Genomic DNA, 21,675 nt, shown 5'->3' with positions numbered 1-21,675 from the left:
GACTCTGATCTTATACACGCTCAGGTTTCATCCGTGAGGGACGGCGAAGCCGGTGCGCAACTCATACCCAATCCGCTCGATCCCTCCGGGATGGCGGATTTGGGCTTCGCTCAGGCGCCGCTCAGGCGCGTGAGACGGGATCCGCTTCGATCAAGCGGATCCCGTATCATACGTTTTCCGGAACTGACTTTGCGGAAAACGGATCACCCCTCGATGCGGGAGAAATCCGCCACCGCCAGGGTCGCGGTCCGCAGGGCGCCGAGGAGCGCGAGGCGGTTCTCCCGCATGGCCGGGTCCTCGGCATTCACCGTGACCTTGTCGAAGAAGGCGTCGACCGGGGCGCGCAGGCCGGCGAGGGCCCGCATGGCGCCCTCGAAATCCTCCGCCGCCACCGCCCGCTCGGCCGCGCCCCGCGCCGCCGCGAGGGCCTCGGCGAGCGCCGTCTCCTCGGGCAGGGCGAAGCGCGCCGGGTCGGGCGCGCCGTCATGGGCGCGGCCGTCCTTCTTCTCCTCGATGCGCAGGATGTTGGCCGCGCGCCGGTAGCCGGCCAGGAGGTTGGTGCCGTCCTCGGTGTCGAGGAGGCGGCCGAGCGCCTCGACCCGCCGGACGACCAGCAGCAGGTCGTCCTGGCCCGGCAGGGCGAAGACCGCGTCGATCAGGTCGTGGCGGGCGCCCTGGTCGCGCAGGTGGACCTTGAGGCGGTCGGCGAAGAAGCCGAGGAGGTCCGCCGCGAAGCCGCCCGGCGCGGCCCCGTGCCCGCCCGCCGCCGCCGCGAGGGCGGGGAGGAGGGGCAGGCGCGCCCCGGCGCCGAGCACGAGGCGGATCACGCCGAGCGCCGCCCGCCGCAGGGCGTAGGGGTCCTTGCTGCCGGTCGGCTTCTCGTCGACGGACCAGAAGCCCACCAGGGTGTCGAGCTTGTCGGCGAGCGCCACCGCCACCGAGACCGGCCCGGTCGGCACCCGGTCGCCGGGCCCGAGCGGCTTGTAGTGCTCCTCGATCGCGGCGGCCACCGCCTCAGGCTCGCCCTGGAGCTCCGCGTAGTAGCGGCCCATCAGGCCCTGCAATTCGGGAAACTCGCCGACCATCTCGGTGACGAGGTCGGCCTTGGCGAGGCGCGCCGCCCGCTCGGCCTCGGCCGGATCGGCCCCGACCACCGGGGCGAAGGCCCGGGCCAGGGCGGCGATGCGGCCGACCCGCGCCGCCTGGGTGCCGAGCTTCTCGTGGAAGACGATGTCGTCGAGCTTCGGCAGGCGCTCCGCCAGGGGGATCTTCCTGTCGGTCTCCCAGAAGAACTTGGCGTCCGAGAGCCGGGCCCGCACCACGCGCTCGTTGCCCGCCACGATCGCCGCCCCGCCGTCCGAGGCGGCGAGGTTCGAGACCAGGATGAAGGCGTTGGCGAGCCGCTCGCGGCCCTTGGCCGCCGGATCCGCCGCGGGCGCGCGCAGGACGAAGCACTTCTGGTTCGCCCGGATCGTGGCGCGGATCACCTCGGGCGGGATGTCGAGGAAGCTCGCGTCGAAGGCGCCCATCAGGGTCACGGGCCACTCGACGAGGCCGGCCACCTCCTCCAGCAGGCCCTCGTCCTCGACGAGGTCGAGGCCGCGGGCGAAGGCGAGGTCGCGGGCATCGTGCAGGATGATGTCCTTGCGGCGATCCGCGTCGAGCACGACCTTGGCGCGCTCCAGCGCCGGCAGGTAATCGGCGAAGCGGCGCACCTCGATCGGGCCGGGGCTGAGGAAGCGGTGGCCGTAGGTGGTGAAACCCGCCTCGATCCCGTCGACCCGGAAGGGCACCCGCTCGGGCGTCTCGGTCTCGGGACCGAACGTGGCCACGATGGCGTGGAGCGGGCGCACCCAGCGCAGGGCGCCGGGCTCGGCCGAGGCCGCGCCCCAGCGCATGGATTTCGGCCACGGGAAGGCGCGGATGATCGCGGGCAGGATCTCGGCCAGCACGTCGAGCGTCTCGCGGCCGGGCCGCTCGATCACCGCCACGTAGAACTCGCCCTTCTTCGGGTCGGCGACGACCCGGGCCTGGTCGAGGCTCGCGAGCCCGGCGCTCTTGAGGAAGCCCTGCACGGCGGCCTCGGGCGCGCCCACGCGGGGTCCCTTGCGCTCCTCGCGCACGTCCTGGCCGCGCACGGGGAGCCCCGCGACGTGGAGGGCGAGGCGCCGGGGCGTCGAGAAGGCCTTGGCGCCCTCGTAAAGGAAGCCGCGCTCGACCAGCGCGTCGGTGACGAGCTTGCGCAGGTCCTCGGCGGCCCTGCGCTGCATGCGGGCGGGGATTTCCTCGGAGAAGAGTTCGAGCAGGAGGTCGGGCATCGGGCACCGGGGATCGGGGGAGGCGGGCGGGCCTCGGACGGGACGGCGGAGAGCTGGGGAGGGGCGTCGCGGAAGAGGATCCTCGGGCGCCTCAGCCGGCCGCGCCCCCCGCCTGGGTGCGTAGCCACGCCGCGCCGCAGGCCTTGGCGAGGTCGCGCACCCGCAGGATGTAGCTCTGGCGCTCCGTCACCGAGATCACCCCGCGCGCGTCGAGCAGGTTGAAGACGTGGCTCGCCTTGATGCACTGGTCGTAGGCCGGCTGCGCCATCCGGTGGCGGGCGTCGTTCGCCGCCGGGCCTGGCTCGCCGAAGTCGAGGTAGCGGCGGCAGGCCGCCTCCGCGTCGCGGAAGTGGCGGAAGAGCATCTCGGTATCCGCCGCCTCGAAATTGTGGCGCGAGTATTCCTGCTCGGCCTGCAGGAACACGTCGCCGTAGCTGACCCGCTCCGGCCCGTCGAGGCCGTTGAAGTTGAGGTCGTAGACGTTCTCGACGCCCTGGACGTACATGGCGAGGCGCTCGAGCCCGTAGGTGAGCTCGCCCGCCACCGGGGCGCATTCGAAGCCCGCGACCTGCTGGAAGTAAGTGAACTGGCTCACCTCCATCCCGTCGCACCAGCATTCCCAACCGAGGCCCCAGGCGCCCAGCGTCGGGCTCTCCCAGTCGTCCTCGACGAAGCGTATGTCGTGGAGGGCGAGGTCGACCCCGATTACCCGCAGCGAGGCGAGGTAGAGGTCCTGCAGGTCGGGCGGATTCGGCTTCAGGATGACCTGGAACTGGTAATAGTGCTGGAGCCGGTTCGGGTTCTCGCCGTAGCGCCCGTCCTTCGGGCGGCGCGAGGGCTGCACGTAGGCGGCCTTCCACGGCCGGGGCCCGAGCGCCCGCAGGGTCGTCGCCGGGTGGAAGGTGCCGGCGCCCACCTCCATGTCGTAGGGCTGCAGGATTACGCAGCCCTGCGCGGCCCAGAAGCGCTGCAGCGTCAGGATCAGGCCCTGGAACGAGCGCGTCGGCTGAAGGGCGTCGTCGGTGGCGGTCATCGGGTTCTCGCGGACAGGCCCGGCCCGTTTACGGGCGGGCCTCCCCAAGTCAACCCGGAGCTCTCAACCCGATCCTTCTAGAGGCCGAAGCGCGCATAGGCGGCGCGCTCCTCCAGCACGGCCAGCGCGCCCTCGACCAGGGCGAGGCCCTCCGCGCCGGGCTCCCTGCGCCGCAGCAGCCGGGCGAGGAGGCCGCCGCGCACCTGCTCGACGACGCGGATCTCGACCTTGTCGCCGTAGCGGGCGCGCAGCACCCCGCGCAGGTCGCCGAGGGCGTCGACGAGGCCGAGGGCGAGGGCCTGGCGCCCGCTCCAGACCGCGCCGGAGAACAGGTCGGCCGGTTCCCCCGACAGGGAGGGCCGGCGGGCGCGCACGAGGTCGGTGAACAGGGCCTGGATGTCCGCCTGGATCCCCTTGAGCCGGGCGACGTCGGCGGGGTCCTCCGGCCGGAAGGGATCCAGCATCGCCTTCGAGGGGCCGGTCGTGTGCACCCGCCGCTCGACGCCGAGCCGCTCGAGCAGGCCCTGGAAGCCGAACCCGGCCGAGACCACCCCGATCGAGCCGACGAGGGAGGAGGGATCCGCGACGATCTCGTCGGCCGCGCAGGCGATCATGTAGCCGCCGGAGGCCGCCACATCCTCCACGAAGGCGAGCACCGGCAGCTTCTTCTCCTCGGCCAGGGCCCGGATCCGGTGGTGGATCAGGTGCGACTGCGCCGCCGAGCCCCCCGGTGAGTTGATGACGAGCGCCACCGCCTTGAGGCCCGGCAGCCCGAAGGCCCGCTCCAGGGCCGGCGCGCAGGTGCCGAGGGACAGGCCCTGGCGCAGCGGCGAGACCGCGCCGATCGGCCCGCTGAGACGCACCACCGCGACGAGCGGGTGATCGCGCCGCCAGCGCGCGGGCAGGAGGGCGCGCAGGGCGGAGCGGAACGCGGACGGCATGGCGGGTCGGGTCTCCCTCGGGTCGACCCGGCGGAGGTAGGCCGCGCCGCCGCCGCCCGCAAGCGCGACCTCTCGGTGGTTATTACGGACAGATGTCCGGCAGAATTGTGCCAAGTCTTGATTGAATGTTCACAGGGAAAGCCTAGAATCGGGCGGCGGCTCACCGGTCCAACCCGTTTCCGAGGGGGGCCCGCGGGCGCGCATGAGGTCGGGCGTCCGCGCAGGGGCGCCCTCGTCTTGTCTCGCGTGCCCGCCGCAGGCCGCGCCGGGGACGGAACTCGGGAGAGCGTGGATGCGTGTTCTTCGTTGGGTGACGGTCGTCCTGACCCTCGTCCTGGGCAGCCTCGGCCTCACGGTGGGCCGGAGCGAGGCGGCGGCCCTGCCGACCGCCGGCGCCATCGCCGCGGGCGACCTCTCGACGGCGGCCTCGCACGTCGAGAAGGCCTACTACTACCGGCGCTACTACTACCGGCCCTATCGTCGCTACGGCTACTACCGGCCGTACCGCCGCTACTATTACTACCGGCCGTATCGGCGCTACTACTACTACCGGCCGTACCGGCGCTATTACGGGCCGCGCTTCTACTTCTAGAGCATTGTCCGACGAAGCGGCCGCCGGTTCGCCGCAGGCCATGCGGCACGCGCAAGAACCCGGAGCAGGAGCCGATCGCGACCCGGTCGGATCCCGCTCGCGGGATGACCGGACGAGCGCCTCGCGGCGCCCGGCCGCGCGGAGAGCCCCGCGCGGGGAGCCTCACGCCAGCACCGCCTCGCCGCGATGCAGCGCCTCCGCGAGGGCGGTGAAGCGGCCGTCCGGGCCGTGCAGGACCAGCGGCGGCAGGAGCGCGAACGGCGCCCGGCTGCCGCGCCGGCCCGCGATCAGCACCCGCGAGGCGGGGGTCTCGGCGCGGGGCTGGACCGGGCGCACCGCGACTGCCCCGAAACGCCCGGCGAGGGCGCGCAGGCAGGTCGGCAGCGCGTCGGCCCGGTGGATCAGCACGAGGCGGCCGCCGGGGCGCAGGAGATCCGCGCAGGTGCGCAGCCACGCGTCGAGCCCCCCTTCCGGCAGCGCGTGGGCCGCCGCGCGCGCGGCCACCGGCGAGGGCCGGTGCCCGGCGCCCTCGAAGAAGGGCGGGTTGGTCAGCACGAGATCGGCCGCGTCCGGCATCAGGCCCGCGGCGCGGCGCGCCGCGGCGGGGGCGGTGACGTCGGCTTCGAGCACGGCGACGCGCCCGGCGAGGCCGTTGGCGGCGGCGTTGGCCCGCGCGAGGGCGGCGGCCTCCCCATCCCGCTCGACCAGCACGACGCGGCAGAGCGGCGCCCGCAGGGCCACCGCGAGGCCGACCGCCCCGGTTCCGGCGCCGAGATCGTAGACGTCCCCCTCCGGCGCGCCGGCCGCCGCGGCGAGCAGCGCCGCATCCGTGCCGGCCCGGTGCGCGCCCGGCGGCGGCTGGCGCAGGCGCAGCCGACCGCCGAGCCAGGCCTGCGGCTCAGGGCCGGGCGGCATCGCGCAACTCGTGGGCGAGTCCCGCGTCGGTGAGCAGGCGGCGGGCCTGGGCGGCGTGGTCCCCGGGCACGAGCAGGCGGCGCGGGAAGGCGCCGATCATGCCCTCGAGGGCGCTGATGTGCGAATCGGCCACGAGCACCGGGATCGCGGCGCCCTCCAGCAGCGACTGCGCGAAGCCGATCAGCACGATGTCGTTGGTGCGCAGGATCTCGACCATGGCGCAGTCTTGCCCCGGCCGGGCCGGCGGCGCCAGCCTCAGGCGGGGAAGCGCACGCGCGTCGTCACCCCGGGCCCGCTCGTGATCTCGACCTCGCCGCCGAGCTGGCGGGCCAGCGAGCGCACGATGCGGAGGCCGAGGCTGCGGCTGGTCTCCGGGTCGAAGCCGGGCGGGAGGCCGACCCCGTCGTCCCGGATCGCCAGTTCGAGGTCGTCCCCGGCCCGGTCCAGCGTGATCGCCACCTGCCCGCTCCGCTCGTCCGGGAAGGCGTGCTTGACCGCGTTCGTCACGGTCTCGGCGACGATGAGCGCGAGCGGGACCAGCCGGCGCAGGTCGAGGCGCACCCCCGGCGCGGCGACATCGCAGCGGATCCGCCCGGCCGCTCCCACGGCCTCCAGCAGGTCGGCGCAGAGGTCGCGCAGCTGCTCCTCGACCGGGCGCTCCGCCGCCTGCGGGTCGTGCAGGCGGCGGTGGATGCGGGCCATCAGGGCGAGGCGTCCCTGCGCCCGCTCCAGCACCTCGACCGGGTCGCAGGGCTCGCCCTCCTGTAGGCGGCGCTGCTCCAGCCGCAGCAGGCTGGCGATGAGGCTGAGATTGTTGGCGACCCGGTGCTGCAATTCCTCGAACATGGCCGCGGAGCGGTCCCGCTCCTCGATCAGGTCGTCGAGCGTGCGGTTGAGCGCGTCGATGATCCAGAGCACGGCGCCGGTGGTGCACAGGTAGAGGCCGAGGGCGACGGCGCCGCCCGGCCAGCCCACCGGCCTCGCCGGTGCGGTGGGCCAGAACAGCAGGATCGCGGCGCCCGCGGTCAGCAGGACCGTGACCGCGCCCGCCCGCACCCCGCCCAGCACCGCGGCCGCGACCACCGCGGGGAAGAAGGTGATGAAGGGCACGCCCTGCACGCTGCTGCCGAGGGCCGCGCGCAGCGCCACGGCGGTCAGGAACAGGAGGAGGCCGATCCCGTGCCCGAGCCAGGGATTCCGGCGAAAGCGCTGCATCGCCCGGATGAGCGTCATGGCCGCATCCCGCCCCGATGCGCGGCGTCGCCGCGCGCCGCGGCCCCGGCGCGTCCGCACGCGGCCGGCCGGAGCCCCTGATCCGCCTCAGGATTTCGACGCTCAACCAACACGTTTATACCCTCGGAACTGCTTAGCAGTCCGAGCAGCGGCCCGGAAGCCCGCTGCGGGCCGACCGGCCTGCTTCCCTAATCCGCTGCGGGCTGCCGGGCTGGCGAATTGACGATTGTTGACAATCGTCAATTTCAGGATAGGGTCCCGCCGCAGCAGCCGGGCCGGACGGACCGCGGTCATCCGCCCCTCGGCCGGGGCCGGTCCCGGCCCGGCTGCGGCACCTCTCTCGCGGAGCCGCCGGCATGGCACGCCCCTTGGTGACCCCGATCCGCCTCGCCGCCGCCCTCGGCTGGCTCGCCCTCGCGGGCTGCGACGAGCAGAAGGCGCCGGCCGCGGGGGAGGGCAGCGGGGCCAGGCCAGTCCTGGTCCAGCGCGCCACCTTCGAGGACCGGGTGCCGAGCCGCACCTTCGTGGGCACGATCCGGCCGCGCATCGAGAGCGATCTCGGCTTCCGCGTGCAAGGGAAGATCGAGACGCGCCTCGTGAATGTCGGCGACGTGGTGCGGGCGGGCCAGCCCCTGGCGCGGCTCGACGAGGTCGACCTGCGCCTCCAGACCGAGCAGGCGCAGGCCGAACTCGCCGCCGCCACGGCGTCCCTGGCCCAGGCCGAGGCGGATCTGCGGCGCACCGCCACGCTGGCGGTCCAGGGCTGGAGCGCCGCCGCCTCCCTCGACCGCCAGAAGGCGGCGGCCGAGGAGGCGCGCGGCCGGCTGCTGCGGGCCGAGCGCGCCCTGATGCTCGCCCGCAACGCCGTCTCCTACGCGGTGCTGGCGGCGGACGCGGACGGGGTCGTGACCGCGGCCCTGGTCGAGCCCGGGCAGGTGGTGGCGCCGGGCCAGGCCGCGATCCGCCTCGCCCGCACGGCCGAGAAGGAGGCGGTGATCGCTGTCCCCGAGGCCCTGATCGGGCAGGTGCGGGAGGGCGCCGCCACGGTCGGCCTGTGGTCCGACCCGAAGGCGAAGCTCGCGGCGCGGCTGCGCGAACTCGCGCCGGCGGCCGACGCGGCCACCCGCACCTACCTCGCCCGCTTCTCGCTTCCCGACGCCGATGCGCGGGTCCAGCTCGGCATGACCGCCACCGTGACGCTGTCCGGCGCCTCGGCCGAGCGGATCGTCCGCGTCCCGCTCTCGGCCCTGTACAATCAGGGCGGCGGGCCGGCGGTCTGGACCGTGGACGAGGCCGGCGGGCTCAGCCTCAAGCCGGTCAGCGTCGCCGCCTACGAGGCGCAGGACGCGCTCGTGGCGGGCGGACTCGCGGAGGGTGAGCGGTTCGTGCGCCTGGGCGTGCACAAGCTCGATGCCGGGCAGCGCGTGCGCGTCGTCGACGCGCTGCGCTTCTGACCGGGGGGAAGGGTCCGATGCCGCGCCTCAACCTCTCCGCCTGGGCGGTCCAGCACCGGGCCGTGGTGCTGTTCCTGATCCTGGCGGTCGCGCTCAGCGGCAGCCTCGCCTTCCTGCGCCTCGGCCGGGCGGAGGACCCGAACTTCACCGTCAAGGTCGCGGTGGTCACCGTGCTCTGGCCCGGCGCCACCGCCCGCGAGATGCAGGACCAGGTCGCCGACCGGATCGAGAAGAAGCTGCAGACGCTGCCCTATTTCGAGAAGGTGGTCACCTTCTCGAAGCCCTCCTTCGCGGCCCTGCAGGTGACCTTCCGGGACAGCACCCCGGGCGCGCTGGTGCCGTCCCTGTTCTATCAGATCCGCAAGAAGCTCGATGACGCGCGCGGCGACCTTCCGGCCGGGATCATCGGCCCGAACGTGAACGACGAGTACGGCGACGTCGACTCGATCCTCTCCATGCTGACCGGCGAGGGCGCCGACTACGCGCAGTTGAAGAAGGTCGCCGAGGGCCTGCGTCAGCGCCTGCTCAAGGTGGACGGCGTCGTCAAGGTCAACCTCTACGGCGTGCAGGACGAGCGCATCTTCGTCGAATTCAGTCACGCCAAGCTCGCCACCCTCGGGATCACGCCCCAGACCCTGTTCGACTCGCTCGGGCGGCAGAATGCGGTGACGCCCGCCGGGACGGTCGAGAGCGCGGCGCAGCGCATCCCGCTGCGCGTCACCGGCGCCCTCGACGGGGTGCAGGCGGTCGCCGAGACGCCGGTGGAGGCGGGGGGGCGCACCTTCCGGCTCGGCGACGTCGCGACGGTGACGCGGGGCTTCGTCGACCCGCCCGACTTCCTGGTGCGGCAGATGGGCAAGCCCGCCCTCGGGATCGGCGTGGTGATGGCGCGGGGCGCCAACATCATGGCCTTCGGCGCGGGCGTCGAGGCGGCCTCGCGCGAGTTCATGGCGGCGGTGCCGCAGGGGATCGACCTGACGCGGGTGGCCGACCAGCCCAAGGTGGTGGACGAGGCGATGTTCGAGTTCGAGCGCTCCTTCGCGGAGGCGCTGGTGATCGTGCTCGCCGTGAGCTTCCTCTCGCTCGGCTGGCGCACCGGCATCGTGGTGGCGCTGTCGGTGCCGCTGGTGCTCGCCCTCACCTTCGTGGTGATGCAGGCCCTCGGCATCGACCTCCACCGCATCACCCTCGGGGCCCTGATCATCGCCCTCGGGCTCCTCGTCGACGACGCCATCATCGCGGTCGAGATGATGGTAGTGAAGATGGAGCAGGGCTGGGACCGGCTGCGCGCCGCGGCCTTCGCCTGGGACTCGACCGCCTTCCCGATGCTGACCGGCACCCTGGTCACGGTGGCGGGATTCCTGCCAGTCGGCTTCGCCAACTCGTCGGTCGGCGAGTACGCGGGCGGCATCTTCTGGGTGGTGGCGATCGCCCTCGTCGCCTCCTGGTTCGTGGCGGTCCTGTTCACGCCCTATCTGGGCGTGCTGCTGCTGCCGAAGGACCTCGCCAAGCACGGGGCCCACCAGGATCCCGACGCGCTCTACGACACGCGGCTCTACCGGGGGCTGCGGCGGCTGATCCGGGCCTGCACGCGCCGGCGCCTCGCGACCGTGCTGGCGACCTGCGGGATCTTCGTCGCCGCCGTGGTCGGATTCGGCCACGTGCAGCAGCAATTCTTCCCGCTCTCGGAGCGGCCGGAGCTCTTCCTGCAGCTGCGCCTGCCGCAGGGCAGCGCGATCGGGACCACGACCGCCGCCGTGCGGGAGGCCGAGGCGCTGCTCGGACGGGACGATCCCGACATCGCGACCTACACGGCCTATGTCGGGCAGGGCAGCCCGCGCTTCTGGCTCGGCCTCAACCCGGAACTGCCGAACGAGGCCTCCGCGGAGATCGTCGTCGTCGCCCGCGGGGTCGAGGCGCGCGAGCGGGTCAAGGCCCGGATCGAGGCGGCTTTGGCGGCCGGCGCCCTGTCGCAGGCCCGGGTGCGGGTCGACCGCTTCAATTTCGGCCCGCCGGTGGGCTTCCCCGTGCAGTTCCGCGTCGTCGGCCCCGATCCGGCGCGGGTGCGCGAACTCGCCTATAAGGTGCGCGACCTCGTTCGTCTCAACCGAGACGTCGTGGAGCCGCAGCTCGACTGGAACGAGATGACCCCCTCCCTGCGCCTCGTCGTCGACCAGGAGCGGGCCCGGGCGCTCGGCCTCAACGTCCAGGACGTGGGGCAGACGCTGCAGACGCTGCTCTCCGGGATCACCGTGACGACGGTGCGCGACGGCGTCGAGCAGGTCGGCGTGGTCGCCCGCGCGGTGCCGGCCGAGCGGCTCGATCTCGGCCGCATCGGCGACCTGACGGTGGTGTCGAGGGGCGGGGTGCCGGTGCCGGTGGCGCAGGTGGCCCGGCTCGACTTTAGCCACGAGGAGCCGATCCTGTGGCGGCGCAACCGCGACATGGCGATCACGGTGCGCGCCGACGTGGTCGACGGGGTCCAGCCGCCGGACGTGACGAGCGCCATCTGGCCCGGCCTCAAGCCGCTCCGCGACGCGCTCGAACCCGGCTACCGGATCGAGATCGGCGGCGCGGTCGAGGAATCGGAGAAGGCCAACGCCTCGCTGTTCATCCTCTTCCCGGTCATGATCCTGGCGATGCTGACGCTGCTGATGCTGCAGCTGCAGAGCTTCTCGCGCCTGATCCTGGTCTTCCTGACGGCGCCGCTCGGGCTGATCGGCGCCTCGCTCGGCCTCAACGTCGCGGCCAAGCCCTTCGGCTTCGTGGCCCTGCTCGGCCTGATCGCGCTCGCCGGCATGATCATGCGCAACGCGGTCATCCTGGTCGACCAGATCGAGGCCGACGTGGCGGCGGGCCGCCACCGCCGCGGCGAGGCCATCGTCGAGGCGACCGTGCGCCGGGCCCGGCCGGTGATCCTGACCGCGCTGGCCGCGATCCTGGCGATGATCCCGCTCACCCACAGCGCCTTCTGGGGACCGATGGCGATCACCATCATGGGCGGCCTGTTCGTGGCGACCTTCCTGACCCTGTTCTTCTTCCCCGCCCTCTACGCCCTCTGGTACCGCAAGCGCCTCGACGAGGCTGGACAACCGGCGCCGGTGCGGCAGACTGTCGTGCCGCTGGCGATGGCGGCCGAATGACAGGACCCCGACATCCCGGGCCGCGACGCGGCCGCAGAGCGTAACCCGCGCATGACGACACGGAACCTCATCCGGGAGCCCGAGGGCGCAGGGTCCGGCGACCTGCGCTGCCGGATCCTGGCGATCGCGGAGCGCCTGTTCCGCGACCTCGGCTATCGCAAGACCACGGTGGCCGACATCGCCGCGGACCTGCGCATGAGCCCCGGCAACGTCTACCGCTTCTTCCCCTCGAAGAAGGCCCTCAACGAGGCGGTGGCGGACCGGCTGCTGACCGAACTCGGGACGGAGCTGGAGCGCATCGCCGCGCAATCCGAGGTTCCGGCCTCTGCCCGGCTGCGCGCGCTCCTCACCACGATGCACCACCGCAACGCCAGCCAGTTCACCGCCAACCGCCGCATGCACGAGATGGTCGAGGTGGCGATGGCCGAGAGCTGGGAGGTGGTGCACCGCCACATCGACCGGGTCGACCGCATCCTCTGCCGCCTCGTGGCCGAGGGGGCCGCGTCCGGCGAATTCGACGTCTGCGACCCGATGGCGGCGGCGCGCTGCGTCCAGACCGCCTTCGTGCGCTTCTGCCACCCGGCGCTGATCGCCCAATGCGCCGACGAGGTCGGCCCGACCCTGGAGCAGATGATCGACTTCCTCCTCGCGGGCCTGCGGGCGCGCTGACCCGCCGCCCCACTTGCGGCAAGCTTGCGTGTTGCCGCCGGGGCGGAACGCGTGCAAAGGGGCAGGTGCGCCGCGGGCGGGGAGACGTTGTCCCGGGCCCGGCGGCGGGGGCCTCACCTCATCGGAGATCTGCCGCGCGTGGGCGTCGTCATCCCCCTCGAAGACACCTCCTCCGATCCGGAGGCGAGCCTCAACGACCTCGTCGCGCTGGTCGCGAGCGGGATGGAGCGGGTGAACGCGATGATCCTGTCGCGCACCGGCTCGGACGTCGCGATGATCCCGGAGGTGGCCAACCACCTGATCGCCTCGGGCGGCAAGCGCCTGCGGCCGATCCTGACGCTCGCGACGGCCCAGCTCTGCGGCTACCGGGCGGGGGAGGCCGGCCGCGACGGCGACGTGAAGCTCGCCGCCAGCGTCGAGTTCATGCACACGGCGACGCTCCTGCACGACGACGTGGTGGACGAGAGCGACATGCGCCGCGGCCGCGTCGCCGCGCGGATCAAGTGGGGCAACCAGGCGAGCGTGCTGGTCGGCGACTTCCTGCTCGGCCAAGCCTTCAAGATGATGGTGGAGGTGGGCAGCCTGCGCGCCCTCGACATCCTCTCCTCGGCCGCCGCGGTGATCGCCGAGGGCGAGGTGATGCAGCTCGGCGCGGCCAAGAACACCGAGACGACCGAGGACGAGTACCTGGCGGTGATCCGCGCCAAGACCGCGGAGCTGTTCGCGGCGGCCTGCGAGGTCGGCCCGGTCCTGGCGGAGCGGCCGAAATCCGAGGCGGCGGCCTGCCGCAGCTACGGGATGAATCTCGGCGTCGCCTTCCAGCTGATCGACGACGCCCTCGATTACGGCGGCACCAGCGCGGCGCTCGGCAAGAACGTCGGCGACGATTTCCGCGAGGGCAAGATCACGCTGCCGGTCGTGCTGTCCTTCCGGCGCGGCTCGGCGGAGGAGCGCGCCTTCTGGCGCCGCACCCTGGAACAGGGCGAGATCGACGAGGCGCGCGACCTCGACACCGCGATCGGCATCATGCGCCGCCACCGGGCCCTGGAGGACACGGTCGAGCGGGCGCGCCACTACGGGGCCATCGCCCGCGACGCGCTGGCGCTCTTCCCCGACGCGCCGATGAAGCGGGCGCTGCTGCAGGCCGTGGATTTCTGCATCGCCCGGGCGCGCTGAGGGTCGGGATCGGCGAGGATCCCGCCGGCCGGATTCCTCGGGATCCGGGCCGCCCGAGGGCGTGCGCGAGGTCGCGGCGCCGGCCGCGGACCTCGCGAGGCCGGCAGGCGCGGGGCGCGCAGGTCCCCGGGCTTCAGCGCAGGATCGTGGCGCGGACCCACCAGCCCGGCCGCGCCTGCGCGATCGCGCGGGCCGCCTGGGCGGCGCGGCCGCGATGCCCGAACAGGCCGAACACCGTCGCGCCCGAGCCCGACATCCGGGCGAGCCGGCAGCCGGGCCGCTCGCGCAGGGCGCCGAGCGCCTCGCCGATGACCGGCGCCACCGTCAGGGCAGGCGCTTCGAGGTCGTTGCGGGCCGGGCCGATCAGGGCGAGCAGCGCCGGGCCGTCGAGCCGCGGACCGATCGTCGGATGCGGCACCGACGCGGCCGGGTTGGCCTCGCCGACCTTCAGCCCGAGGGCCCGGAAGACCGGTGCGGTCTCGACCGGCACGCCGGGATTGATCAGCACGGCGGGCAGGCCCGGCAGGGCGAGCGCCGGTCCGATCGCTTCGCCGGCGCCCCGCATCATCCGGGCGCGCGGGTCGAGGCAGACCGGCACGTCCGCCCCGGTGCCGCGCGCCGCCTCGATCAGGGCCGGGTGATCGGCCGGCAGGTCGTTCAGGCGCCCGAGCAGGCGCAGGGCCGCGGCCGCGTCCGACGAGCCGCCGCCGATGCCGGCGGCCACGGGCAGGCGCTTCACCAGCGAGAACCGCCCCGTCGCGAGGCCGGGGACCAGGGCGGCGAGGCGACGGGCCGCGCGGAGCACGAGGTTGTCGGCCGTCGGGCCGGCGGGCCCGGCCGTCGGGCCGGAGACCACCAGCGCGAGGTCCGGGCCGGGCTCCAGCGTCAGCGTGTCGCCGACCCCCGCGAAGGCCACCAGGCTTTCGAGGGCGTGATAGCCGTCCTCCGGTCGCCGGCCGAGGACGTGCAGCGTGAGGTTGATCTTCGCGGGAGCGCGGGTGGTCAGGCAAGTGGTCGGGCAGGTGGTCGGGCAGGTGGTCGGGGACGTCACGGTCGGGCTCGTGGGGCTGCGCGACCGGAATGCCGGGCGGGCTCGGGTGTCCTGCCCTGGCGGAGGCTGTCCGCGACGGCCGCAAGTCTCGAGAGGATAGCGCGGGGCCGCACCGGCCCCGCGCGTCCGGGAGCGAAGGAGGCGAGAGCGTTTTCGACGAAGCGGATCCCGCTTCGTCGCGGAAAATGCGGCGGAATCAAAGAACGAGAGCGGCGTCCGACGGCACCGCGATCGGGCGTCGCTCTAGCCGCCGCCCTTCGGGGTCGAGCCCATCGCGGGCGGATCGCTCGGGGCGGGCGAGCCCTTCGGCATCGCCGGCTGGTCCGGCGTCGGCCGGCTCTCCGCGGTGGCGGCCGGCTTGTCCGCGTCGGGCAGGCCGTCCTTCAGCTTCTGCTCGATCTTGGCGAGATCCTCGGGCTCCGGGTTCAGGTCCTTGGCGTGCTGCCACTGGAACTTCGCCTCGAGCCGGCGGCCGCTGCGCCAGTACGCGTCGCCGAGATGGTCGTTGATGGTCGGGTCGCCCGGCTTGAGGTCGACGGCCTTCTCCAGTTCGCGCACGGCGTCGTCCCAGCGGCCGAGGCGGAAATACGCCCAGCCCAGACTGTCGACGATCATCCCGTCGCGCGGCTGCAGGTCGACCGCCTTCTCCAGCATGCGGAAGGCCTCGTCGATGTTCATGTTCTGGTCGACCCAGGAATACGCGAGGTAGTTCAGCACCTGCGCGCGCCCGTTCGGCTGATTCTGCGGCACCAGCTCCAGGGCCTTCTTGAGATCGGCCTCGGCCTTCGGCCATTGCTTGGCCCGCTCGTAGGCGGTGCCGCGGTAGTAGTAGAGGTTCCAGTAATTCTGGGGCGGCTCCGAGCCGATCAGGGCGATCGCCTTCGAGTAGGTCTCGGCGGCCTCCGCGTATTGCTTGCGCAGGCGCTGCACGCTGCCCAGCGCCGAGATCACGTCGACGTCCTTCGGGTTGGCCTTGGCGACCTGGTCGAGATGGGCCAGCGCGTCGTCGTTCTTGCCGAGCTGCTCCAGGTTGAGCCCGATCTGGATGTCGGTGTTGAGCTTCAGCGGCGAGGTCGCCGGCATGCGGGCGAAGATCTCGTTGGCGCGCTCGGGCATCTTCATGCGCTCGAGCGTGTCGCCGAGGGTGAGCAGCGCCAGGGGATGCTCGGGCGCGAGGTAGAGGGCGAGCCGCAGGTAGATGACGGCCGGCAGCTCCTCGCCCTGCGAGGTGCCGGCGGTGCCGAGCCCGTACAGCACCTCGGCGGCGCCCTCCTGGGCGCTCGCGATCAGCGGCGGCAGGGGTTTGCCGGCCTTCAGCTTCTCGAGGGCGTCGCGCACGATCGGGTGGCGCGGCAGCACCGCGTCGAAGGCCTCGTAGGCCGCGACCGCGAGGTCGGGCCGGCCGGAATCGGCCTCGAAGCGCGCGTAGGCGTCGACGATCCGCAGGGTGTTGCGGTCCGCGTCGTAGGCGGATTTCAGGCGCCGCTCGGCCTCGACCTTGTCGCCCACCACGCTGGCGATCAGGCCCGCGTGGTAGTCGCGGAAGACCCCGATGTAGCGCTCGCCCTTGAGCTTGTTGATGGTCTCGAAGGCCTTCTTCCCCTGGCCCTCGCCCGCGTAGGACCACGCGGTCAGCAGGGTCGAGGTCAGGTCCGCGGTGGCGCCCCGGCCGCCGCGCTGCAGGTTCTGGCGCGCCGCGCCCCATTGCTTGGCCTTCAGCTTCTGAACCCCGAGGGCGAGCTGGGCGAGGCCGTTCGACGTGTCGCGGGCGGTAAGCTTCTCGGCCGCCCGGAACGCCTCCTGCAGGGACCCGTCCGCCAGCAGCGCCACGAAGGAGCGCTCCAGCAATTCGGCGTTGCGCGGGTCGCCCTTCACCGCCTCGCGATAGTAGGAGGCCGCCGCCGTCGTATCCCGGGACGCGCCCGCGATGTAGGCCGCCAGGAAATTTCCCTCGAGGGAGTCGGCCGGCTCGTAGGTGGTCGGTCCGGGGACGTCGCGGGGCGTCAGGCGGGCGGCCAGGACGGGCGAGGGGGCCGCGAGGAACAGCGCCAGGAGGGCGGCGCCGCCGCGCAGGCGGGACGAAAGAGGACGGGACATGGGCACCAAGCGACGGCTCCAGCGGCGTGCCGGCCGCGGCGACGGCACGCGAGATCGGGCGCGACATTGAACCCTGGACGGGGCAGCGGCAAGACCAAACCGGGGCGAGGGCGCGGCGGGACCGCCCGGTCAGATGAATGGCATTCATCTGACGTTGCAAACTGTGCGTTTGAACACGCGGCGCCCGGCTGGCACCGTCTCCTCAACGACAGCGAGAGGAAACGCCGGGCGATCACGCCGCCGGAGGGACATCGGGTCCCGCCCGGGGGCTGCGGCGACGCGCCGCCCACGCCCCTCCGCCGTCGCGAGCGATCGCGGGCCGTCACGGCCCAGCGGCCGAGCCGGCCGCATCAGGGAGGGTGCTTTGCTTCTGTCCGACAAGGTGTGCCTGATCACGGGCGCCGCTTCGCTGCGCGGCATCGGCCGCGCCACCGCCCGCCTCTTCGCCGAGCAGGGCGGGCGGGTGGTCGTCCTCGACCTCGACGCGGGCCAGGCGGAGGAGGCGGCCCGGGCCATCGGCGCCGGCCATCTCGGCCTCGCCTGCGACGTCACCGACCGGAAGGCCTGCCAGGCCGCCGCCGACGAGGCGGTCGCCCGCCTCGGCCGCATCGACGTCCTCGTCAACAACGCCGGCATCACCCAGCCGCTCAGGATCATGGACATCGCGCCGGAGAACTACGACGCGGTGACCGACGTGAACCTGCGCGGCACGCTCTACATGAGCCAGGCGGTGATCCCGCAGATGCGGGCGCAGAAGTCCGGCTCGATCGTGTGCATGTCGTCGGTCTCGGCCCAGCGCGGCGGGGGCATCTTCGGCGGGCCGCATTACAGCGCCGCCAAGGGCGGCGTGCTCGGCCTGTGCAAGGCGATGGCGCGCGAACTCGGCCCCGACGGCATCCGCGCCAACGCGGTCACGCCCGGCCTGATCCAGACCGACATCACCGGCGGCAAGCTCACGGACGAGCTCAAGGCCGAGATCGTCAAGGGCATCCCGCTCGCCCGCCTCGGCGTGGCCGAGGACGTCGCCAAGGCCTGCCTGTTCCTCGCCTCGGACCTCTCCGCGTACACCACCGGCGCGGTGATCGACGTCAACGGCGGCATGCTGATCCACTGACGGAGGAATCCATGTCACCGGCACATGCCACCGCGGCGCGCGAGCGCTCGAACGTCTCGCTGCCCGAGCGGGCCTACCGCATCCGCCGCAACGCCCTGCGCATGGGCGAGGTCCAGGGCCAGGGCTACATCGCCCAGGCCCTCGGCATCGCGGACGTGCTCGCGGTCGCGTATTTCCACGCCATGACCTACCGGCCCGACGACCCCGAATGGGAGGGCCGCGACCGCTTCCTGCTCTCGATCGGCCACTACGCCATCGCGCTCTACGCGGCCCTGATCGAGGCCGGGATCCTCCCGGAGGACGAGCTCGAGACCTATGGCTGCGACGACAGCCGCCTGCCGATGTCCGCCATGGCCGCCTACACGCCCGGCATGGAGATCACCGGCGGCTCGCTCGGCCACGGGCTCGGCATCGCGGTCGGCTTCGCGCTCGGGCTGAAGCGCAAGGGTTCGAAGAACTTCGTCTACAACCTGTTCTCCGACGGCGAACTCGACGAGGGCTCGACCTGGGAGGCCGCGATGTCGGCCGCCTCGTTCGGGCTCGACAACCTGATCGGCCTCGTCGACGTGAACGGCATGCAGGCGGACGGCCCGTCCCGGGGCGTCCTCAACTTCGAGCCGCTGGCGCCGAAATTCGAGGCCTTCGGCTGGTTCGTGCAGCGGGTCGACGGGAACGACATCGCGGCCCTGGTGGCGGCCTTCGACGCCGCCAAGGCCCATCCGGAGCCGAGGCCCCGGATCATCATCTGCGACACGACCATGGCCAAGGGCGTGCCGTTCCTGGAGGCGCGCGAGCGCAACCATTTCCTGCGCGTCGAGCCGGCCGAGTGGAGCCAGGCGCTCGCGGTGCTGGCCGAGGGGAGGGCGGAATGAGGCGATCCAAGTACGAGCGGCCGACCCACCTGCTGCAGGGCGGGCCCCGGCTCACCACCTCGGCGATGATCGCCTCGCTGGCGGCGCCGGGGCAGCGCACCAGGGCGGCGCCGTTCGGGCACGCGCTGGCGCGGCTCGCCGCCGAGCGGCCCGACATCGTCGGCCTCAGCGCGGACCTGAGCAAGTACACCGACCTGCATATCTTCGCGCAGGCCCATCCGGACCGCTTCTACCAGATGGGCATGGCCGAGCAGCTGCTGTTCAGCGCGGCGGCGGGCCTCGCCCGCGAGGGCTTCACGCCCTTCGCCACGACCTACGCGGTGTTCGCGGCGCGGCGGGCCTACGACTTCATCTGCCTCGCGATCGCCGAGGAGAACCTCAACGTCAAGATCGCCTGCGCCCTGCCGGGCCTGACCACGGGCTACGGCCCGAGCCACCAGGCGACCGAGGACCTCGCGATCTTCCGCGGCCTGCCGAACCTCACCATCATCGATCCCTGCGACGCGCACGAGATCGAGCAGGTGGTGCCCGCCATGGCGGCCCACCAGGGCCCGGTCTATCTCCGGCTCCTGCGGGGCAACGTGCCGCTCCTGCTCGACGAGTACGGCTACCGGTTCGAACTCGGCAAGGCCAAGACGATCCGGGACGGGCGGGACGTGCTGGTCATCGCGAGCGGCCTGATGACCATGCGGGCGCTGGAGGCGGCCGACGCCCTCTCGGACGACGGCGTCGATGTCGGGGTGCTGCACGTGCCGACGATCAAGCCCCTCGACGAGGAGACGATCCTGCGCGAGGCGGGCCGCGGCGGCCGGCTCGTGGTGGTGGCCGAGAACCACACGGTGATCGGCGGCCTCGGTGAGGCGGTGGCGGGCCTGCTGATGCGCGGCGGCACGCGCGTCGAGCGCGGCTTCCGCCAGATCGGGCTTCCCGACGAGTTCCTCGACGCGGGCGCGCTCCCCACCCTCCACGACCGCTACGGACTCTCGACCGCCGCGATGGTGCGGAGCATCCGCGCATGGCTCTGACGCCGGTCGCCTTCGTGGGCCTCGGCGCCATGGGCCTGCCGATGGCGCAGAACCTCGTCGCCAAGGGCTTCCCGGTCCGCGGCTACGACGTCCGGCCCGAGAGCCGGGCCGCCCTGGCGCGGGCCGGCGGCGAGGCGGCCGACACGCTGCGCGCCGCCGCCGCCGGCGCCGGCGCCCTCGTCCTGATGGTGGTGAACGCCGCCCAGGCCGAGGCCGTGCTCTTCGGCGGGGGCGCCCCGGCCGAGGGCGCGCTGGAGGTCCTCGCCCCCGACGCGGCCGTGATCCTGATGGCGACCTGCCCGCCGCAGGCCGTCGAGGGCCTCGCCGCGCGGGTCGCGGCGGCCGGCCGCCGCTTCGTCGACGCGCCCGTCTCGGGCGGGGTGGTCGGCGCCGAGGCCGGCAGCCTCACGGTGATGGCGGCGGCCCCCGCGGAGGTGTTCGGCGCGGTCCGGCCGCTGCTCGACGCGGTCGGCGCGCGGATCTTCCACGTCGGCACGCGGCCCGGCCAGGGCGCGACCGTGAAGGCGGTGAACCAGCTCCTGTGCGGCGTGCACATCGCGGCCGCCGCCGAGGCGCTGTCGCTGGCCGAGCGGGTCGGGGTGGACCTGCCGGTCGTGCTGGAGATCCTCTCCGGCTCCTCGGCCGCGAGCTGGATGCTGCGCGACCGCGGGCCGCGCATGCTGGAGGAGGCGCCCCGCGTCACCAGCGCGGTCGACATCTTCGTGAAGGATCTCGGCATCGTGCTGGAGGCCGGCCGCGACCAGAAGGCGGCTCTGCCGCTCGCGAGCCTCGCCCACCAGCTCTTCCTCGCCGCCTCCGGCCGCGGCGAGGGCGCGGCCGACGACAGCCAGGTGATCGGGTCCTACCGGGCGCTGAACGGCACGGGATAGGGCGGGCCCGTCCCCGCCCGAGGGCCAGCGGATCCGGCCCCGCGTGCGGCTCCCATCCCACTCGACCAGGGCAACACCGCCGGACGAACCGGCGCTTCGCAATCAATGGAAATCCAGGGAGAACGCCATGTCGACGACCCTCTCGCGCCGCACGCTCCTCGCCGGCGCCGCCAGCATCCCCCTCGTCACCGTCCTGCGCCGGCCCGCCAACGCGGCCGAGTTCGAGTACAAGCTCGCCACCGGCCAGGACCCGACCCACCCGGTCAACATCCGCGCGCAGGAGGCCCTCAACCGCATCCGCGAGGCCTCGAACGGGCGACTCGACATCAAGCTCTTCCCGGCCAACCAGCTCGGCTCCGACACCGACCTGCTCTCGCAGGTCCGCAACGGCAGCGTCGAGTTCTTCAACCTCTCGACCTCGATCCTCGCCACCTTCGTGGCCGCCGCGAGCCTTCCCAATACCGGCTTCGCCTTCAAGGACTACACCGCCGTCTGGGCGGCGATGGACGGCGGGCTCGGCGCCTACATCCGCGACCAGATCGCCAAGACGCCGATCCAGGCCGTCTCGAAGGTCTGGGACAACGGCTTCCGCCACATCACCTCCTCGACCCGCGAGATCCGCACCCCCGAGGACCTCAAGGGCTTCAAGATCCGGGTGCCCCCGGCCCCGATGCTGACCTCCCTGTTCAAGGCCCTCGATGCGGGCGCCGCTCCCCTGAACTTCAACGAACTCTACTCCGCCCTGCAGACCAAGATCTTCGAGGGTCAGGAGAACCCGCTCGCCATCACGGCGACGACGCGCCTCTACGAGGTGCAGAAATCCTGCAGCCTCACCGGCCACGTCTGGGACGGCTACTGGATCCTCGGCAACAAGCGCGCGGTCCAGCGCCTGCCCGAGGACCTGCGCGCCCTCGTCACCCGCGAACTCGACAAGTCCGCCGACGATCAGCGCGCCGACATCCTCCGCCTCAACACCACGCTGCGCCAGGACCTCACCGCCAAGGGCATCACCTTCATCGAGGTCGACCGCGAGCCTTTCCGCGATGCGCTCGGCCGCACGACCTTCTACAAGGACTGGCGCGCCAAGTTCGGCGACGCGGCCTGGGGTCACCTGGAAGCCGTGTCCGGAAAGCTGGCCTGAGGGAGGAGACG

The 21,675-nt window shown here is 73.0% G+C and carries 18 protein-coding genes; 10 read left to right on the top strand and 8 right to left on the bottom strand.

Annotated features, from left to right (window positions below):
* Window positions 1–203: 203 nt before the first annotated feature.
* From glyS to QA634_RS13970, 3 genes are all read right to left on the bottom strand, one after another.
* Complete coding sequence (glyS, locus tag QA634_RS13980) at window positions 204–2,318, bottom strand: glycine--tRNA ligase subunit beta (RefSeq protein WP_012332603.1); 2,115 nt, start codon at window positions 2,316–2,318, stop codon at window positions 204–206.
* A 91-nt stretch (window positions 2,319–2,409) separates the two neighbouring features.
* Window positions 2,410–3,351, bottom strand: a complete 942-nt coding sequence (locus QA634_RS13975) for a glycine--tRNA ligase subunit alpha (protein ID WP_012332602.1) — start codon at window positions 3,349–3,351, stop codon at window positions 2,410–2,412.
* Between the two features lie 77 nt (window positions 3,352–3,428).
* On the bottom strand, window positions 3,429–4,292 hold the full coding sequence (locus QA634_RS13970) for a S49 family peptidase (protein ID WP_012332601.1): 864 nt from the start codon (window positions 4,290–4,292) through the stop codon (window positions 3,429–3,431).
* Window positions 4,293–4,584: 292 nt separating this feature from the next.
* On the opposite strand from QA634_RS13970, the gene QA634_RS13965 reads away from it, so the two are divergent.
* Window positions 4,585–4,884, top strand: coding sequence for a hypothetical protein (locus tag QA634_RS13965; RefSeq protein WP_265576603.1), 300 nt, complete (start codon window positions 4,585–4,587; stop codon window positions 4,882–4,884).
* A gap of 162 nt (window positions 4,885–5,046) precedes the next feature.
* On the opposite strand, the gene QA634_RS13960 is transcribed toward QA634_RS13965, so the two are convergent.
* Genes QA634_RS13960 through QA634_RS13950 form a run of 3 tightly spaced genes read right to left on the bottom strand, consistent with a single transcriptional unit; the run spans window position 5,047 to window position 7,032 of the window.
* Entirely contained in the window at window positions 5,047–5,799 is a 753-nt protein-coding gene (locus tag QA634_RS13960) for a tRNA1(Val) (adenine(37)-N6)-methyltransferase (RefSeq protein ID WP_012332599.1), read from the bottom strand.
* Complete coding sequence (locus QA634_RS13955; RefSeq protein WP_012332598.1) at window positions 5,783–6,016, bottom strand: putative signal transducing protein; 234 nt, start codon at window positions 6,014–6,016, stop codon at window positions 5,783–5,785. Before QA634_RS13955 ends, QA634_RS13960 begins: the two co-directional genes overlap by 17 nt.
* A 38-nt stretch (window positions 6,017–6,054) precedes the next feature.
* The gene (locus tag QA634_RS13950; RefSeq protein WP_012332597.1) at window positions 6,055–7,032 is read right to left on the bottom strand and encodes a sensor histidine kinase; all 978 of its coding nucleotides are present in this window, start codon (window positions 7,030–7,032) and stop codon (window positions 6,055–6,057) included.
* 356 nt (window positions 7,033–7,388) lie between these two features.
* Here QA634_RS13950 and QA634_RS13945 point away from each other — a divergent pair, with 356 nt between their 5' ends.
* The 4 genes from QA634_RS13945 (at window position 7,389) to QA634_RS13930 (ending at window position 13,474) form a co-directional block, all read left to right on the top strand.
* Window positions 7,389–8,486, top strand: coding sequence for an efflux RND transporter periplasmic adaptor subunit (locus QA634_RS13945; protein ID WP_012332596.1), 1,098 nt, complete (start codon window positions 7,389–7,391; stop codon window positions 8,484–8,486).
* A gap of 17 nt (window positions 8,487–8,503) precedes the next feature.
* A complete protein-coding gene (locus tag QA634_RS13940) occupies window positions 8,504–11,629 on the top strand; it encodes an efflux RND transporter permease subunit (RefSeq protein ID WP_012332595.1) in 3,126 nt (1,041 codons plus the stop codon).
* Window positions 11,630–11,680: 51 nt separating this feature from the next.
* On the top strand, window positions 11,681–12,298 hold the full coding sequence (locus tag QA634_RS13935) for a TetR/AcrR family transcriptional regulator (RefSeq protein ID WP_012332594.1): 618 nt from the start codon (window positions 11,681–11,683) through the stop codon (window positions 12,296–12,298).
* Window positions 12,299–12,436: 138 nt separating this feature from the next.
* Window positions 12,437–13,474 carry a polyprenyl synthetase family protein gene (locus QA634_RS13930; RefSeq protein WP_012332593.1) on the top strand — a complete coding sequence of 346 codons (1,038 nt, stop codon included), beginning with the start codon at window positions 12,437–12,439 and terminating at the stop codon, window positions 13,472–13,474.
* A gap of 133 nt (window positions 13,475–13,607) precedes the next feature.
* Here the strand turns inward: QA634_RS13930 and QA634_RS13925 are convergent, their stop codons facing one another.
* Together QA634_RS13925 and QA634_RS13920 are read right to left on the bottom strand one after the other, a co-directional pair.
* Complete coding sequence (locus tag QA634_RS13925; RefSeq protein WP_012332592.1) at window positions 13,608–14,525, bottom strand: 4-(cytidine 5'-diphospho)-2-C-methyl-D-erythritol kinase; 918 nt, start codon at window positions 14,523–14,525, stop codon at window positions 13,608–13,610.
* Window positions 14,526–14,768: 243 nt separating this feature from the next.
* Window positions 14,769–16,622 (bottom strand): tetratricopeptide repeat protein, encoded by a 1,854-nt coding sequence (locus tag QA634_RS13920; protein ID WP_012332591.1) that lies wholly within the window; start codon window positions 16,620–16,622, stop codon window positions 14,769–14,771.
* A 364-nt stretch (window positions 16,623–16,986) separates the two neighbouring features.
* Here QA634_RS13920 and QA634_RS13915 point away from each other — a divergent pair, with 364 nt between their 5' ends.
* The 5 genes from QA634_RS13915 (at window position 16,987) to QA634_RS13895 (ending at window position 21,664) form a co-directional block, all read left to right on the top strand.
* Complete coding sequence (locus tag QA634_RS13915; protein WP_012332590.1) at window positions 16,987–17,736, top strand: SDR family NAD(P)-dependent oxidoreductase; 750 nt, start codon at window positions 16,987–16,989, stop codon at window positions 17,734–17,736.
* An 11-nt stretch (window positions 17,737–17,747) separates the two neighbouring features.
* On the top strand, window positions 17,748–18,608 hold the full coding sequence (locus tag QA634_RS13910) for a transketolase (RefSeq protein ID WP_012332589.1): 861 nt from the start codon (window positions 17,748–17,750) through the stop codon (window positions 18,606–18,608).
* The gene (locus QA634_RS13905; RefSeq protein WP_012332588.1) at window positions 18,605–19,633 is read left to right on the top strand and encodes a transketolase family protein; all 1,029 of its coding nucleotides are present in this window, start codon (window positions 18,605–18,607) and stop codon (window positions 19,631–19,633) included. The genes QA634_RS13910 and QA634_RS13905 overlap by 4 nt, the downstream gene beginning before the upstream one ends.
* On the top strand, window positions 19,624–20,523 hold the full coding sequence (locus tag QA634_RS13900; RefSeq protein ID WP_012332587.1) for an NAD(P)-dependent oxidoreductase: 900 nt from the start codon (window positions 19,624–19,626) through the stop codon (window positions 20,521–20,523). Before QA634_RS13905 ends, QA634_RS13900 begins: the two co-directional genes overlap by 10 nt.
* A 127-nt stretch (window positions 20,524–20,650) precedes the next feature.
* Window positions 20,651–21,664, top strand: coding sequence for a TRAP transporter substrate-binding protein (locus QA634_RS13895; RefSeq protein ID WP_012332586.1), 1,014 nt, complete (start codon window positions 20,651–20,653; stop codon window positions 21,662–21,664).
* Window positions 21,665–21,675 lie beyond the last annotated feature (11 nt).

The sequence above is a fragment of the Methylobacterium sp. CB376 genome, from assembly GCF_029714205.1.
Taxonomy (GTDB): Bacteria; Pseudomonadota; Alphaproteobacteria; order Rhizobiales; family Beijerinckiaceae; genus Methylobacterium.
The sequence above is the reverse complement of the archived record's forward strand: the minus strand, read 5'-3'. Positions and strand labels throughout refer to the sequence as shown.

Excerpts from the sequence above, each read along its gene's own strand:
- QA634_RS13935 (WP_012332594.1), top strand. The coding sequence starts at position 11,681 with ATGACGACACGGAACCTCATCCGGGAGCCCGAGGGCGCAGGGTCCGGC.
- QA634_RS13940 (WP_012332595.1), top strand. The coding sequence starts at position 8,504 with ATGCCGCGCCTCAACCTCTCCGCCTGGGCGGTCCAGCACCGGGCCGTG.
- QA634_RS13965 (WP_265576603.1), top strand. The coding sequence starts at position 4,585 with ATGCGTGTTCTTCGTTGGGTGACGGTCGTCCTGACCCTCGTCCTGGGC.
- QA634_RS13955 (WP_012332598.1), bottom strand. The coding sequence starts at position 6,016 with ATGGTCGAGATCCTGCGCACCAACGACATCGTGCTGATCGGCTTCGCG.
- QA634_RS13895 (WP_012332586.1), top strand. The coding sequence starts at position 20,651 with ATGTCGACGACCCTCTCGCGCCGCACGCTCCTCGCCGGCGCCGCCAGC.
- QA634_RS13970 (WP_012332601.1), bottom strand. The coding sequence starts at position 4,292 with ATGCCGTCCGCGTTCCGCTCCGCCCTGCGCGCCCTCCTGCCCGCGCGC.
- QA634_RS13950 (WP_012332597.1), bottom strand. The coding sequence starts at position 7,032 with ATGACGCTCATCCGGGCGATGCAGCGCTTTCGCCGGAATCCCTGGCTC.
- QA634_RS13945 (WP_012332596.1), top strand. The coding sequence starts at position 7,389 with ATGGCACGCCCCTTGGTGACCCCGATCCGCCTCGCCGCCGCCCTCGGC.
- QA634_RS13900 (WP_012332587.1), top strand. The coding sequence starts at position 19,624 with ATGGCTCTGACGCCGGTCGCCTTCGTGGGCCTCGGCGCCATGGGCCTG.
- QA634_RS13975 (WP_012332602.1), bottom strand. The coding sequence starts at position 3,351 with ATGACCGCCACCGACGACGCCCTTCAGCCGACGCGCTCGTTCCAGGGC.
- QA634_RS13905 (WP_012332588.1), top strand. The coding sequence starts at position 18,605 with ATGAGGCGATCCAAGTACGAGCGGCCGACCCACCTGCTGCAGGGCGGG.
- QA634_RS13920 (WP_012332591.1), bottom strand. The coding sequence starts at position 16,622 with ATGTCCCGTCCTCTTTCGTCCCGCCTGCGCGGCGGCGCCGCCCTCCTG.
- glyS (WP_012332603.1), bottom strand. The coding sequence starts at position 2,318 with ATGCCCGACCTCCTGCTCGAACTCTTCTCCGAGGAAATCCCCGCCCGC.
- QA634_RS13960 (WP_012332599.1), bottom strand. The coding sequence starts at position 5,799 with ATGCCGCCCGGCCCTGAGCCGCAGGCCTGGCTCGGCGGTCGGCTGCGC.
- QA634_RS13910 (WP_012332589.1), top strand. The coding sequence starts at position 17,748 with ATGTCACCGGCACATGCCACCGCGGCGCGCGAGCGCTCGAACGTCTCG.